This is a genomic window from Streptomyces sp. NPDC041068 (assembly GCF_040647455.1).
In the GTDB taxonomy this organism is placed as follows: Bacteria; Actinomycetota; Actinomycetes; order Streptomycetales; family Streptomycetaceae; genus Streptomyces.
This window is the reverse complement of sequence record NZ_JBEZCG010000002.1, coordinates 1-15,558: the sequence shown is the minus strand read 5'-3', so window position 1 is coordinate 15,558 and position 15,558 is coordinate 1. Positions and strand designations below refer to the sequence as shown.

9 protein-coding genes are annotated in these 15,558 nt (G+C 67.4%); 6 read left to right on the top strand and 3 right to left on the bottom strand.

The genetic code is table 11. The annotated features are described in order from the left end of the window. Positions 1–3 precede the first annotated feature (3 nt). From AB0B50_RS03870 to AB0B50_RS03850, 5 genes are all read left to right on the top strand, one after another. A complete protein-coding gene (locus AB0B50_RS03870) occupies positions 4–591 on the top strand; it encodes a hypothetical protein (protein ID WP_362325119.1) in 588 nt (195 codons plus the stop codon). Between the two features lie 402 nt (positions 592–993). Continuing rightward, a complete protein-coding gene (locus AB0B50_RS03865) occupies positions 994–5,970 on the top strand; it encodes a phage tail tape measure protein (protein ID WP_362325116.1) in 4,977 nt (1,658 codons plus the stop codon). Then, positions 5,967–6,881, top strand: coding sequence for a hypothetical protein (locus AB0B50_RS03860; RefSeq protein ID WP_362325113.1), 915 nt, complete (start codon positions 5,967–5,969; stop codon positions 6,879–6,881). The genes AB0B50_RS03865 and AB0B50_RS03860 overlap by 4 nt, the downstream gene beginning before the upstream one ends. Then, positions 6,878–7,810: a hypothetical protein gene (locus tag AB0B50_RS03855; RefSeq protein WP_362325110.1), complete on the top strand. Its 933-nt coding sequence runs from the start codon at positions 6,878–6,880 to the stop codon at positions 7,808–7,810. Before AB0B50_RS03860 ends, AB0B50_RS03855 begins: the two co-directional genes overlap by 4 nt. A gap of 971 nt (positions 7,811–8,781) precedes the next feature. After that, positions 8,782–10,230: a hypothetical protein gene (locus tag AB0B50_RS03850; protein WP_362325108.1), complete on the top strand. Its 1,449-nt coding sequence runs from the start codon at positions 8,782–8,784 to the stop codon at positions 10,228–10,230. A 231-nt stretch (positions 10,231–10,461) separates the two neighbouring features. Here the strand turns inward: AB0B50_RS03850 and AB0B50_RS03845 are convergent, their stop codons facing one another. Then, complete coding sequence (locus AB0B50_RS03845; protein ID WP_362325105.1) at positions 10,462–10,656, bottom strand: hypothetical protein; 195 nt, start codon at positions 10,654–10,656, stop codon at positions 10,462–10,464. A 98-nt stretch (positions 10,657–10,754) separates the two neighbouring features. On the opposite strand from AB0B50_RS03845, the gene AB0B50_RS03840 reads away from it, so the two are divergent. Next, a complete protein-coding gene (locus AB0B50_RS03840; protein WP_362325102.1) occupies positions 10,755–11,273 on the top strand; it encodes a proline dehydrogenase in 519 nt (172 codons plus the stop codon). 108 nt (positions 11,274–11,381) lie between these two features. Here AB0B50_RS03840 and AB0B50_RS03835 read toward each other — a convergent pair whose 3' ends face one another. Continuing rightward, complete coding sequence (locus AB0B50_RS03835; RefSeq protein ID WP_362325099.1) at positions 11,382–11,756, bottom strand: hypothetical protein; 375 nt, start codon at positions 11,754–11,756, stop codon at positions 11,382–11,384. 11 nt (positions 11,757–11,767) lie between these two features. After that, a complete protein-coding gene (locus AB0B50_RS03830; protein WP_362325096.1) occupies positions 11,768–15,490 on the bottom strand; it encodes an RHS repeat-associated core domain-containing protein in 3,723 nt (1,240 codons plus the stop codon). Between the last annotated feature and the right edge of the window lie 68 nt (positions 15,491–15,558).

Here is a 15,558-nt window from a genome sequence, read left to right as displayed (position 1 = left end):
CCGGTGGCTACGGCACCCACGACTGCTGCTGTCCCGCCGGCGCAGGCTGTTGCCCGGGATGCGCACTGGGCGGACAAGCTGGCCCGGCTGCGTGCCCGGCAGCTGCCGGAGTACACGCTTGTCATCTGTGACGACCAGGACGCCAAGCAGTACCTCGACGAGTCGCTGCGAGACCTTGCTCGCTGTCGCATGGCGGATGCGGAGAACGGCCGGGACCACAGCGACGCGACGGCGAAGGCTGAGGCAGAGGTCGAGACGGCGCAGGAGATGTTCGACAGCGTCGCCCTGGACTTGACGTTCAAGGCGCTGCCGCGGCCGATCCTAGACGGGCTGATCAAGCGGTTCCCTCCGACCGAGGCGCAGGCTGAGGACGGGGACGCATGGAACCCGGAGACGTTCCCCGCGGCGCTGATCGCCGCTGCGCACATCGAGCGGGACGACAACAGGCACACGGTGGAGGGCATGAGCGAAGAGGATGCTCAGGAGCTGCTCGATTCGTGGCCGGTAGCGGAGTCGAACGCGCTGTTCGCGGCCGCGTGGCAGGCGCAGCAGATTGTGCGGACGTCGACGGCGGAGCTGGGAAAAGGCTGATCACGGACGCACAGCTCCGTGCCGAGTTGGAGTTGTGTGACCGGTGGGGCATTCCGCATTCGCAGTTCCTCGGTGCGGGTGATGGGCGTTGGACCGAGACTGACCGGGCGAAGGCGCTCGCCTTCGCGGCCTATCAGCGCACGGTCTGTGGTCAGTGCGGAACTCGGGCAGCGGAGTGGGACGAAGCTCAGGGTGGTGATCGGTTTGCGTACGTCACCACCAGTGTGCGGTGCACCGGGTGTGAGCTGATCGCGCACGAGCAGGACCAGGTGCCCGACGGCCCGGACGGCTATGGGGTGCGCATCGGTTTGGTGCCCCGCACGTAGCTGATCCGGTCCGAAGTTGGGTGCTTGAGGGTGGGGTGAGAAGGACTGGGGCGTGGGGAGGTAGGGGCACCGGCCGGTGTCGTCGTACACGCTCAGCGTCCAGGCGCGAGCGGACTTCTCCCATCTCCTGTCGGAGATCCGGCAGGCATCGCGCGCCATGCGCGGCCTGGGCCGGGACACCGCCACCCTCAACCGGCAGCTCCACCAGATCGGGTCGGGTGCCCGGGGCTCCGCTTCAGGACTTCGGGGCCTTACCCGTGACTCGGATCGTGCTCGTGCCGGTCTGCGCCGTATCGGCGCGGACGGGCACGCGTCGATGCGGCAGCTGCGCCACGGGCTGCTCGGTGCCCGGCAAGAAGCCCATCATCTGCGCGGTCTCCTGGTCGGCGGCGGCATAGTCGCCGGGCTGGCGGAGATCGCGAAGGAAGGCAACGAGTATCAGCGGGCCATCAACAAGTGGGGCGCGGTCACCAACGCGTCCGGCCTGGAGATGGTGCAGGCTGCGGTGAAGGCCCGCGAGCTCGGCGCTGACCTCCAGCTGCCCGGCACGTCGGCGGCGAAGGCCGCGGACGCGATGCTGGAGCTGGCCAAGGCGGGCCAGACCTCCACCTCGTCCATCGCGAATGCGCGGGCTGCGATGCAGCTCGCCGCGGCCGACAATCTGAGCGCCGCTGACGCCGCCCGGTATCTGGGCGACGTGATGGACCAGTTCGGGCTGAGCTCGAACAACGCCGGGCGCGCGGCCGATGTGCTGGCGGCGTCGGCGAACTCGGCCTCGGGCGGGCTGCAGGACATCTATTACGCGATGTCCTACACCGGGCCGGTCGCCGCCCAGCTCGGTATCTCCATCGAGGACACCTCGGCGGCGGTGGCGATGCTGGCCCGCTCCGGCATCCTCGGCTCCAAAGCAGGAACATCGCTGCGCGGGATGCTTACGAACCTGTCCCGCCCGACGGCGCGGATGAAGCGCGGCCTGGCCGAGCTCGGCGTCGAGGCATGGGACGCGCAGGGCAACTTCCGTGGCCTGCGCACGGTGATCGAGGGCTTCGAGAAGGCCCAGCACCGCATGTCGCAGAAGGACTTCCTCGGCTCCCTCGCCGATGTCGTCGGCAAGCCCGCGCTGGCGGGTGCGTCGGCGCTGGCGCATCAGGGTGTCGAGTCCTTCGACCAGATGCACACCGCGATCGCCCGGACCGGCGCAGCCGGTGAGATCGCCGCATCGCAGACCAAGGGCCTGGCCGGTGCGGTCACCCAGCTCAAGACGCAGGCGAAGAACACCGGGCAGGTGCTGTACACGGCGGCGGCACCGGGCCTGGAGAAGGTCACGCGGCTGATGTCCGCGGGGATGGCCGCCGCGACCCCGCCTCTCGCGGGCGCGCTGGACTACCTGCACGACCTGTACACGCTGGCCGGGCCGTCGGTGTCGAAGGCCGTCTCGGCCGGGGTGAACGAGATCGGTGACGCGCTGAGCGGCCTGGGCGGGCCGGTCAAGGACTTGGCGTTCGACACGGCGGCCGCCGGGCTGAACGTTCTGGTCAACGGGGGCCGTGCACTGGTGGACATCCTGGACAGCGTGGCCTCGGCTGCTTCGCCTGTGGCCGATGCCATCAGTGATGTCGCCGAGGAAGCCGACGCTGGCGGCACGGCGCTCGACATCATCGTCACCGCCCTCAACTTGATCTCTGCCGGTGCCGGAGCTGCCTCGGGGGCTCTGGTGCCGATCGGGCATGTCGTGGCGGGTCTGGTGCGCGGCTTCGGGGCGCTGCCGGGACCCGTCCAGACTGCGATCGTCGCGATGCTGCTGGCCCGCCGTGTGGCGCCGGTGATGTCGCGGCTGGGCCAGACCGTGTCCGGGCCGGTCACCACTGCCTACCGGTCGCTCGGTGATCAGATGCGGGTGCAGGAGCGGCTTGCCGCCGCGCAGGGGCAGTCCATCGGCCGGATCGGGCAGGCCCTGGCCGTCGTACAGACGCGCATCCCGGTCGTGGGCCAGATGACGTCCGCGTTCCGCAACGCCTCGGGTCCCATCAGCGGGGTGGCGCGTGCGATCGGCGCCGGAGTCGGCGGCGCGGCCAAGGGGCTGATGGGCGCGCTCGGCGGGCCGTGGGGTCTGGCGCTCGCCGGTGCGGGTGTGGCGCTGTCGCTGCTGGCCTCCCATCAGCAGAAGGCGGCCCAGGCTGCGGCCGAGCACCAGTCGCGGATCAGCAGTCTCACCCAGGCGTTGCAGGAGTCGAACGGCGCGATCAACGGCAACGTGCGCGCGGTGGCCGCGCAGCAGGTGATGGACACGAAGGTCTTCGACGGCAAGGAGCGCCTGGTCGACGTCATGTCGAAGGCCGGGGTGTCCGCGCGGGAGCTCACGGACGCCTACATGAGTCAGGACGGCGGCCTCAACGCCCTACAGAAGCGGTTGAACGCCACCGCCGAGGCGAACACCAAGATGCACGTCTCTATGGGCGGGGCCTACAAGGCGTACGAGGACAAGGGTCTGGCGGCGGCTCGTGCGGCGGGTGCCCTGGGGTCGGTCAAGGGTGAGATGTCGCAGGCGGTGAAGGACGCCAAGGATCTCGCGGACGCGACCGGCTCCACGGGGCGTTCGGCGGCTGATGCGGTCGGCCCGTTCGGGAAGTTCTCTGATGCTATGCGCCGTCTGTCGGACACGACCGCGGACGCCGATTCGCGGGCGCGGGCTCTGCACGATGCGCTGGACATCTTGGCGGGCGGTTCGGTGAACCTGTCTGCGGCCGAGGCCCGTCTGAACCGCTCGGTCTCCGATTCCGCTGAGGCGTTGAAGGGCGGTGTGGATCACGCGCAGGGCTACGGCAAGTCGCTGCTGAACATGGACGGTTCACTCTCCACCGTCACCCGCAACGGACAGAAGCTCTATGACCTGCTGCAAGGGCTGTCGACGAACTCTGCTGATGCCGCTCTGGCCGCCTACCAGTACGCGGAGGCGAACGGGAAGTCCGTGCCGGAGGCGTTGAAGGCGGCGCAGGCGCAGATGACCACGGCCCGGGACTCGGCGATCTCCACTGCCAAGGGCTTTGGTCTGTCCGCTGAGCAGGCGGCCAGGCTCGCTGACAATGCGGGGTTGGTGCCGGAGCAGGTGTCGATCCTTCTTCAGACGGCCGGCATGGACGAGGCGATGGCTGAACTGATCGCCGTGCAGCAGGCGTTGAAGGCCGACCCTGGCAAGAAGACGATCACGATCGCCACGCTGTCCAACGACGCTCGCGCGGATCTGGAGGACCTCGGCTTCAAGATCCGGGACCTGAAGGACCGTCGGGTGGAGGTGACCGCTCCGACCGAGATGGCGCGCACGGATCTGGACGCGCTGATCGCGAAGATCGCGCAGACTCCGGGCGGCAAACACGTCAACGTCAGCTCCTCGACCGCGGGCACGATCAGCAGCCTGGAGGAGGTCAAGCAGAAGATCGTCGGTCTTCCGCCCGGTCGGATGATTCCCATCAGCGCGCCGACGGCGGAGGCCCGCCGACAGTTGGAATCGCTCGGCTTCTCGATCACCGCTATCCCGGCCAGCAAGAACGTCTACGTCACCGTGCCCACCGGGGCCGCGACGTCCAACGTGGCGACGATTCAGGGCGCCATCAACAGCCTGCACGGCAAGACCATCGGTATCGGCGTCTACCGCACCGAGTACATCAACACCGTCCACCAGCAGGGCGGCAACTACGGCCCCTACAAGGACGGCTACCGGCTGGGCAAGAAGGACGGCGGCATCGTCACCTACGCCGACGGCGGGGTGCGCAAGGAGAACCACATCGCGCAGATCGCGCGCGGCGGCACCTGGCGGGTGTGGGCGGAGGACGAGACGCACGGCGAGGCATACATCCCGTTCGCGTCCAGTAAGCGGGCCCGCTCGAAGCTGATCCTGGATGAGGTGGCGCGGCGGTTCGGCGGTCAGGTCGTCTACAACGCCAACGGTGGACTGTCCGACTGGTCGTACCAGCCGCTGGGCTCCTCCGGGCTGACGGTCTCCGACGTCATCTCCAAGTCGCAGCGCAAGGGCAAGGGCGGTAAGGAGCACTTCGACCTGCGCCTGTTCGAGAGGAACCTGCGTCGCTCGGTGCGTACCGCGCAGTCCTGGCGCGGTGATCTGGCGACGGTGGCGCGGCGGGCGGGCACGGATGTCGCCAAGGCGCTGGAGGAGATGGGCGAGGACGGTATCGCGCTGACGCGGAAGATGGCGCGCGGCTCCAACAAGTATGTGAAGTCGATGGCCGCTCAGCTCACCAAGCTCGCCGGCACCGCGCGGGCGACGCTCGGCGACTACACCGGCCAGTTGAACAACGCCGTCAAGAACAACAGCGCGTTCCAGAAGAACCTGACGACGCTCGCCTCCCGCGGCTACGGGGCGCTCGCGCAGCGGCTCGCCGAGCAGGGGGATGAGAACGCGGAGGCGCTGGCCGCTCAGGCGGTGAAGGACCGCAAGAAGGCCAAGCAGGCGGACACGGCAGCCAAGAAGGCCGCGAATGCTCTGGATGGTGACCAGCTCGCGGACTTGATGAAGCTGGTCGGCGCCCTGTCGAAGAACAAGGGCATCCACTCCGTGGCGGAGGCGACGGGGCTGGCCGAGGACCGGATCATCGAGATCGGGAACCTCGCAAAGAGTCAGATAAGGAAAACGGGCAAGGCTGACCGGTTCTTGGCCGATCTGGTGAAGGCGAACGCGGGCCGCGCGTATGCGGACGGCGGGATCTGGGAGCCGGGCGTCTACTCCTCTCCGCGGGGACTGATCAAGTTCGCGGAGCCGGAGACCGGTTCCGAGTCCTACATTCCGCACGCGGCGGCGAAGCGTGGCCGGGCAACAGCGGTGCTCGCGGAGACGGCTGACCGGTTCGGCTACGGGCTGGCCCCGCGCCGCCTGGTTGATGCCCATGCGGGACGTGGGCAGATCACAGTGGTACACCAGGCTCCGGCGATCGGGCAGCAGACCATTCACGTTTCCCGTGCGGCTGCGAGCGCCGACGACATCGCGGCCACGGTCGCCTACCAGATGCGCCGGGCTCGTCGCGGGGGTGTCCTGCGATGAGCAGTGAACTCACTGACTTCCAGCTGGAGATCGCCGGGGTGCGGCTCGGCCATGGGACGAGCGTGCCCGTCGCCGCGATCGAGGGCCTGGCCCGGCCTGCGGTGCGCGGTGAGGTGGTGGAGCGGCCGAACGCGGACGGGGCGTGGATCGGCCCGGACTGGTACGAGGCGCGCACGCTGCGCATCGACTGCGCGGTGAAGACCCCGGGAGACCCGGCTGCGGCCGCTCGCATCGTCGCCCAGCTTGAGGAGGCCGCGGACAGCCCTCGTGTGCGCACGGTGGGCGGGGCGGTGCTGCCGTTGCGGATCAAGTGGCCGGGCGCCCCAGTGCGGGTGCTGTTCGGACGGCTGCGGAAGGTCGAGCCGTCGTGGGAGCAGGCCGCGTTCGGATGGGTGCCGCTCGACCTCGAGTTCACCGCTCCCGACACCCGCTATTACGCGGACGTCGAGCAGCGGGCGGAGCTGCGGTTGGGCTGGCTGTCCGGTGGCGGGTTCACCGCCCCGGTACAGGCCCCGATCCACGTCAGTGACGGTGATCTGTCGGGGCAGAACCGGCCCGGCTGGGTCACCAACAACGGCACGGTCGACTCCTACCCAGTGCTCAGGGTGTACGGGCCGTGCGCGAACCCGGTGATCACGCACGTGGAGACGGGATCGCGGATCGATCTCGGCATCACCGTGCCGGCGGGCGAGTACGTGACGGTCGATACCCGGCCCGGACAGCGCACGGTGACCCGCAAGGGCGGCGGCACGCTCGCCACGACCTCCCCACTCGGTTCATTCCGGCTGCCGCCTGGCCGCTCCGAGATCCGCTGGACCGCTTCTGATCCGACCGCATCCGCCCGACTGACCGTGGCCTGGCGGGATGCGTTCAAAACCCTCGTGAACCCGAAGGAGAACCTCGCTCGATGACGCTCGCCCAAGCCCCGCTGCTCGTGAACGGCGCCACCCACTCAGCCCAGACGTTCCGGCAGATGATCAAGGACCTGTCGCACGGCTCCGAAGGCGTCACTGAGGCGACCGACTTGAAGGTGACGCCGCTGGATGTGCCGGGCGGCGGGGTGCAGATCGCAGACGGTTCGGCGGTGATCCGGGGGAAGGCGTCGGCATGGCAGGGCTCGTACACGGCGTACAACATCGGCACCGCCGCGGTGGATATCGCGCCGACGGGGGCCGCGCCGCGTTCGGACCTGATCGTGCTGCGGGTGCAGGACCCGGAGTTCGAGGGCGGCCTTGACCCGGCGAAGGACGCGATCAACTTCTTCGACGTCATCCCCAACGTGTCCTCCTCCGCCACGGCGGTACCGAAGGGGGTGACGGGGGTGCCGCTGGCCCGCATCGATCTGCCGGCGAGCACGGGGACGGTGACCGCGGGTCTGATCAAGGATCTGCGGAAGGTGGCGAATCCGCGCCGGGAGCGCACCTTGTACACCGCCTATCCGACGAAGCTGACGAAGGCGTGGAAGGACGACGACAAGTGGCATGACTGGCCACCCGAGGCGCGCTGGAAGATACCGGTGCCCGAGTGGGCGACGAAGATGATCGTCACCATCACGATCGCCGGTCTGCGGATGGACTACGACTCGCTATACGGGAAGTTGCAGCTGGTGTTCGGCACCATCCACGGTCAGGACACCGTCGTCGACGATAACCAGGGCAAGGTGGTGCGGCGGCAGACGACGGTCGTCGCGGACACGATGACGCTGCCCGCTTCGTATCGGGGCACCACGCAGGTGCTGTACATGCAGGCGAAGATGTCGAAGGACTGGAAGGGCGATCTGAGTGTCGACGGCGGCACGTCGATCATCGCCGATGTCGAGTTCACCGAAGGCCCGGTGTAACAGGCGGTGGCATACCGGTATTTGACGCAGCACGCCCTGACCGGCGAATGGCTGTCTCACGATCTACCGCTCAAGGGCGTGGAGTTCGGGCCAGACTTGAATGGGCCGGGGCATCTGCGGGGTGCGTTGTCGCCTCGGCTGGCGTGGTCGCATCCGGGGCTGACGGATCCGGGGAACACGCTGCTGTACGCGGAGGCGGGTGGCCGGATCCGGTGGGGCGGCATCATCTGGCAGGCCGAGCCCGATGGCACCACGATGCAGATCGAGGCCGCGGGATGGTCGTCCTATCTGCACTACCGTCACGATCTGGACGGCGAGCTCGGCGGGCGCGGCCCTTATGTGAACGCTGATCCGTGCCGGGTGATGCGCGACATCGTGGCCTACGCGCAGTCGGTGCCGGACGGCAGCCTGGGCATCTCCGTGGACCAGGCGACGTCGACGGCCACGGTGGGCAGCCCGGCGGAGCCGTGGCATTCCCGCTGGTGGGAGACACCGGTGCTCGGTGACCTCTTCGACGACCTGATCAAGGTCCCGGGTTCGCCGGATTACACGTGCGCCACCTGGTGGGGCACAGGCCATCGGCCCGTGCGGCGTATCCAGATCGGCTACCCGCGCCTGGGGGCGCGCCGCACCGACATCGCGTTCACGTCGGACACCAACATCGTCGGGCACACGCCGGTCACCTACAGCGCCGACGAGTACGCGCAGGTTGTCATCGCCACCGGGGCGGGGGAAGGCCGCGCCCAGCAGCGGGCCGTTGACGCGGTCCGCAACAAGCGGCTGCGCCTGGAACACGTCCTGGAGCTACCCGAGGTGCGCGGCCGTGACGCGCTCGCCCAGCGCGCCCGCCGCGAGCGGGCCTGGCGGCAGAGCCTGGGGCACGTCGAGGAGATCACCGTCCGCAACCATCCTGCGGCGCCGGTCGGCTCCTGGCAGGTCGGTGATGACGTCCAGGTGGTGGTGCAGGACGAGTGGGCGAACTGGTCGGGCTGGTGCCGCATCACCAGCTACACGATCCGCCCCGACGTCGGCGAGACCGCCACCCTGCAGCTCGAACCGGCTGGCGCCCACCAATACGCCACCGCCGCCTGAACCCGAAGGAGAATCTTGTGCGTAACGACATTGGGGCCCGCCTGGCCCGGCTGGAAAAGCTCGTGCAGACCATGCTCCGCTCCCCCAAGCTCGTCAATGCCAGCCTCGAGGACGGGGCGCTGGACGTGTATGACGAGAACGGCTCGCTGCGGGCGGTGATAGGACGCCAGCCTGACGGAACGAGCGGGGTCACCGCGGTCAACGGGCCCAGACCGCCCGTCCCTTCGCCTCCGCAGGTGGAGCCGGTCCTCGGCGGTGTGCGCATCACCTGGAACGGCGGTTTCGCCAGCGGTGAGCCCGCCCCGCTGGACCTGGTGCGCGTCCAGGTGCACGTCCGCAAGTCAGCGGACGAGGAGCCGGACGTGCAGTGGCCCACCACCACGATCGAGGCAGCGTCGGGCGCCTCGGTGACGGTCGCGGTGAACCACTACGGGCCCGTCTGGGCCCGGCTGGTCGCGGTGAACAGCTCTGGCACACCGAGCGCACCCTCCGCAGCTGTTGAGGCCGCGGCACGCCGGGCGGCAACTGATGATCTCGGCAACGGCGTTGTGCAACGTGAGAACGTGGCGGCAGGGGCGATCACTGCCGATCTACTGCACGCGGACGCGATCAACGGAAAGATCATCACCGGCGCCACGGTGCAGACCGCCGCCGACGGGCCGCGCGTCGTGCTCAACAACGCGCGGCTGCGGGCGATCGGCACGAACGGGTCCGCGATCGGCATGGAGCCCAACGACACCTACCCGTACATCTACTGGTCGTCCGTCGACGGCACGAATCAGGCGTTCATCAACGTCAGCGGCAGCAGTACCGCGGATGCGAACATCGGCATCAACTCCGGCACCTTCACCGACCCGGATGACAACGGCACCTACCGGTGGAGGACGTTCTTCGGCCACGACTTCTACGCAGCGGAACGTATCACCGCCAAGGGCAGCAAGCCCGTCGGAGGGCGCCTCTACCTGGGCAAGAGCTCCGCACATGTGCAGTCCGGGCTGGGCGGCGGCAGCATCTCTCTGACCAAGGGCGCGGCCTCGGTGTCCGCGGCGTCGATCCGCGCGGCCGGAGTCCTGCGGGCAGACAACGTCTCCATGGGCATGGCGACCATCACCCCCGTGGCGAACAAGCCGACCTCCATCACCCTGACGGGCGGCAACATCAAGGGAACGAACTTCCGTGCCTTCGTCACGCCCAACACCTCAGTGCCCGGCAAGACCGTCGTGGGCGTTGGCGTCACCGGCGTCTCATCGAGCGGCCTGACGATCTGGGTGCACCGCACCAACAGCACGCAGACCCAGGTGCACTGGATGATCATTGGAGAGGACTGAACCACCCGTGGACGACCCGAACCCGGTCACCATGACTGCGACCTGCCGGACGCTGGCATGCCCGGTGGAGGGTCAGCCCTTCACGGCCGCCTTCTACGCCAACAGCGCGCCGCCCATCTACCGGGGCATCTGCCTGCAATGCGGTCAGGAACTCACCGAGCTCGTACCCGCTCATATCTCCGGGGAACGGAGCAGAACGGAATAGGAGGCGCAAGCCATCCTGCTACGCCCTTACAGCTCCATGGGGCGGTACGCCAACGCTTGGTCGACTACTTGCTCTGCGGTCAGCGGGGGACCCTGGTAGAAGATCAAGTCAGATACGCGCGGGTGCGCAACACCCGCCTTCAACTCTTCCAGCAATGCGTCCTCTTCTGTCTCCGGCAGAGTCGCATCAATGAGTTTCTGCACCATCTCGATGAGTTCCACGCGAGTCTTGGAGGGGGGCATTGAGGCTTTCCTCTCAGTTGCAACTCGTACAGGGGACCAGCCCACACGGTGGCCGACAAGACCGCCAGACTGAACCCATGGACGCAGGACTCGCCGCTCTACTCGGCGCCGCCGTCGGCTCCCTGGCCACTCTTGGTGCCGCGGTGGTGAACGGCCGGACCCAGGCCCGATCGCAACACGACCAGTGGCGCCGTCAGCACCGCCGTGACGCCTACGCCAGCTACCTCAGCTCCCTCCACGACCGCGACATCGCTATGGACGCAGTCCTCGACGCACTACGTTCCGACGATCCCGACCTACCCAACGTCGACGAGAAGATACGCCACTTCGTCACCCTGGCTCGCGAGGTTCACCGAGCAGTCGAAGTCGTCGTCCTCGAAGGCCCGGATCCCCTCGTGGCAGCAGCCGAACGCATCACCCACGCATCCAACGATCTCTCACATGTCATGCGGCAGATGGCCGAGAACGCCCGCGCTGGAGACACAACCCACAAGGCCGAAGCTGCCGCACTGGCCAACGAACGAGAACGATTTCTCTACCAAGCCATCAAGAACTTCCGCCTCGCAGCCAGCAGCACCCTCGACAAGAGGAACTGATTCAGACGAAGAGAAGTCGATCCGTGACAGCGAGGTACGGAAGGGCCTGAATTTCCATCGTTCCGGCACACTCGCCCATCCGGATCCCGCGCCATGATGGATCTCGCGTCAGAGCTGGTAGGGATACAGATGGATCTCCGGTGTGTCGAACCTGATCGTCGATCCGGGCTGAGGTGGCACGGTTTCATTCGACATCTCGATGAGCATGATGTCGCGGCCGACGCGGAGACTCGTCATGGAGTCCTCGTCGACCGTCTGGACTGTTCCGTGCACCGTCACGGCTTGCCGTCTCGAAGGATCGCCGTTGAGCATGTCGGCGTCTCCGTCGCTCGGGAGCCAGGTCGTGATCTCCTCGGGGATGTCGATCTCCACGTCGAACGGGCCCTCGCTCGGCACGACGTCGGCTTGCCATACCCCCCAGGCGTCTCCCAGGTCGCTCCTGAATCGCACTTCTCGGCGTTCGGCGTCGAGGATTTCGAGCACTTCGATTCGCATTATTTCAATCCCAGTGGAACTCTGACCATGGTGTTGTCCACGATCCAGGTATTGGTGGGCGCGACGAATGTCCACGTCTCCTTGTGGAAGTGGAACTTGGTCGGCTTGCTGTTCATCTCGTGTGGGCCCATCCGGATACTCCGCAGGCCATCGGCAGATACTAGGCGATCGGGGTCCGAATTTCCTGTCCGCGGGTGGACATTGGTGTACGGGCTGTCGCCCAGGAACTTCTGCCATTCGTCCAAGACCTGGTGTGGTTTCAGCGGCTTGGGCGCGACGAGTTCCGGGGTTTGGATCACGTTCTGTGGCGGCTCTGTGCATGCCAGTCCGAGAGGGTCGATCCAGGCATGCGGATTGTGCACGTAGGCCACGGGGTTGGGAGCCGGAGCGAGACCGAGCGGATCGGGGCTGAGATAGCGCGCGGTCTCGGGGTCGTAGTGGCGAAAGTGGTTGTAGTGCAGCCCAGTTTCCGGGTCGAAGTACTGTCCGGGGAACCGGAGCGGCGTGTATGCGGTGCTGTCCGACGCCCACGTGGTCGTGCCCCAGAGCGTGGCGCGGGTGCGCCAGGCGATGGAGCCGGTCTCGTCCACGAGCTCGGTGGGAGTACCGACGAGGTCAGTCACGATGGCGAAGAAGCGCGAATCGATCGCGTCCTGGGATTCTCCAGCGACGTTGAGGCGCTCGGTCTGAGCAATCGGGCGCAGGTCCCGATAGTCCCAGGTGAGAGTGACGGGATCCGGCAAGGCGACTGATGCCGTGGTCTGTTCGCACAGCGTGGCGCCGTCCCACGTGAAGTCTGTCTGCTCAAGCACCGTGTCGTCGTCGGCAAGGCGCTGTTTGGCGATACGGCGGCCGAGCGGGTCGTACGCGTACCGCCATCGGGCGCCGTCCGGGGTGACCACTGACGTGAGGCGGTCCTCGGCATCCCACACGTAGTGCCAGGTGTCGGGCTTTCGCGAGAGCCGCGCCTTCTGGCGCAGGGTGACGCGGCCCGCCGCATCGTGCTCGTAGCGGGTGCTGCCCGCTCTGGTGATGCGCGTTCCGCTGTAAGTGCGGGTGCCGGTGGCCTCATGGCCGGGGTGAGAGCTGGGCCAGGAGGCTTCGGTCTGATTGCCCGCCGCGTCATAGGCGTATGTCTCGGCCCAGTTCGAGGCGCGGACAGCGGTGACCCGGCCCGCTGCGTCCAGGTCGAAGTCCCGGGTGCCGTTCAGTTGGTCGGCGAGGTGGGTCAGGTTGCCGTCGTGCCCGTAGGCGTAACTTCGACGCTGGACACTGCTGCCGATGCTGTTGGCGGTGCTGTTGTCGGTGACGGACTGCTGGGTCAGGCGGCCGAGTTCGTCGAAGGCGCTGGCTACTGTCAGCGATTCACCCATGTGACGGGCCAGCTCACGGCCTACCGGGTCGTGGTCGAAACGGATCGTGCGCCCGCCCGTGGCGAGTTCGGCAACGCGGCCCGCCGCGTCGTAGCTCCAGCTGCTGGTGGCACCAATGGGTGTCGTGCGGCTGACGCGGTTACCCAGAACGTCGTAGGCGTGGGTGACCGTACGCCCGTTGACCGATTCGGACAGCAGGAGTCCGGCAGCGTCACGCTCTTGGGTCAGGTCTGCGTCCGGGCCGGTTGCGCGGACGAGATGCCCGGCGAGGTCGTAGGCGTAGGTGCTGACGGCCCCGTCAGCGTCCTTGCGGGTGGTTTGCCCCAGTACGTCACGCGTGTAGCGGATCGTCTGGCCGAGAGCATTGGTACGGGAGATGAGTCGGTCAGCCGCGTCGTAGGCGTAGGCGACACTCCGGCCATCGAAGTCCGTCTCTGCCACCAGGCGTCCCGCGGCGTCATAGCTGTACCGCCAGGTCATTCCCTGCCCGTTGGTGACCTGGATGGGACGCAGCTCTGTGTCATGGACGAAGGTATAACGGGTACCGTCCTGCTCGGTGCGAGCCGCCGTCAGGCCGAAGTGGCTGTACTCGAAGCGCGTGCACGCGCCTGCGGAATCGATGTGGCTGGTGCAGTTGCCCTCTCCGTCGTACGTCCACGACTCCGTGGTGCCGTCCGGTGCGATACGACGTGCCGGATGCCCCTCGACCGTCCATTCCTGCTGCGTGCGGGAGCCCAGCGCATCCGTGAGGGCGACAGTGCGACCGAAGACGTCCCGCTCGCTCCGGGTGACCGCGCCCAGCGGGTCGGTGATCTCGAGCGGGAGACCAGCCTGATCACATCGGATATGGGTGGTCTGGCCGAAGTGGTCGGTGACCTGCGTCAGGTGCCCGGACTTGTTGTATGTGAACTGCGTGGTGGCCCCGGTGGGGTCGGTCACAGACGTGCGATTGCCCCGCTCGTCGTACTCCTGGATCCAGGTGCCGCCATCCGGACCGATCACCATGGTGGGCAGACCCAGGCTGTTGTACTCACCTGTCGTCGCATGACCATCCGGGCGGATGACGGACGCTATTCGCCCGTGCTCGTCGTAGAGGTAGCGGGTGGTGTGGCCCAGCGGGTCGGTGACGGCGATCAGCCGTTGCTCGGCATCCCATTCCTGGACGGTGGTGTGGCCCAGCGGATCCGTCTCCCTGACCAGCCGCAGAGCCTCGTTGTACTCATAACGAGTGATATGCCCCAGAGAGTTGGTGACAGTGGTGGTACGGGTGGCGTCGTCGTAGCTGAGTGTGCCGGAGAGAAAGTCGGCGCTGCCCTCAGTGTGAACAACTCGGCCATGCTCGTCGTAGGTGTAGTGGTACGCGGTGTCGTTGCGGTCGGTCCACGAGGTGATACGCCCCTCGGAATCGTAGGTGAACCGAAGAGGCAGGCCGGAGGAGTTGGTGACCTCGGTGAGGTGCCCGTCCTCGCTATAGCCGTAGGAGACAAGGACCGTGCCGAGGCCGTCCGGCCGCTCGGGGTCCAGCAGGCGCAGGGCGCTGATGCGGGGCAGGTCGCGGTGGCGGTCGAGGGCGATGCGGTAGCCGCCGGAGTGGGCGACTTCCACGGGCGTACCGTCGTCCGCGTAGTGGAGGGTGATGCGCTGGCCGTTGCGGTCCTGGATGGACTGCAAGGGCAAGTCGACGGCATCGCTGTCGTCGGTGGGCCGTGGGCTGTGGAAGGTGTAGGCCAGCCCTGTGTCCGGGTCGGTGATGCGCAATGCGCCGTCGACTTCACCGTCCCAGGCCAGGGGTATTCGCGGTCCAAGCTCTGGATAGACGGGGTCGGCAGTGTCAGGGTCAGGGTGCGGGTAGATCAGCCGTGCGCCGTCGGCCGCCGCGTAGACGATGCAGTCGTCATCAGCTTGGAGGCGCTGGTCGAGAGTGGAGGCCCAGGTGGGGCCAAACCAGCCGCCCCATCGGTACGACGACAGGTGGGTCCGCTCCAGCACCAGGGAAAGGGTGCCGGGCAGTTCGACGTCGGTCTGAGGCATCAGCATGTCGCCGGTAGCCACATCGATCGGGTCGCGGTCGCACTTCTTGAACATGGACCGGATGGAGGCGGGCAGTTTCTCCCACTCCGAGGGGCGCAGCTTAAGTCGGGACAGGCCGGAGCCGTCCATCCCCAACTTCTGGCCTAGCTTGGCGAGTTCGCTGGGCTTGAGCTTGCCCAACCCCTTGCCGAGTAGCTTGCCCAGACCTCCCGCACCGACCCCGAAGGCGGCCCCCATGGCCAGTGTCTCCGCCAGCTTGTCCGGATCCTTGAACGTCCCCGGATCCTGCAACAACGCGTCGAAGGCCGCGAACTTCATGCCCTCGCCCGCGAGTTTGCCTGCCTTGGCGATCGTCTTGATCTCCCCGAGGGCCTTCAGCGCCCGCT

Coding starts and splice junctions, on each gene's coding strand:
- AB0B50_RS03860 (WP_362325113.1), top strand. CDS start 5,967: ATGAGCAGTGAACTCACTGACTTCCAGCTGGAGATCGCCGGGGTGCGG.
- AB0B50_RS03840 (WP_362325102.1), top strand. CDS start 10,755: ATGGACGCAGGACTCGCCGCTCTACTCGGCGCCGCCGTCGGCTCCCTG.
- AB0B50_RS03855 (WP_362325110.1), top strand. CDS start 6,878: ATGACGCTCGCCCAAGCCCCGCTGCTCGTGAACGGCGCCACCCACTCA.
- AB0B50_RS03830 (WP_362325096.1), bottom strand. CDS start 15,490: ATGAAGTTCGCGGCCTTCGACGCGTTGTTGCAGGATCCGGGGACGTTC.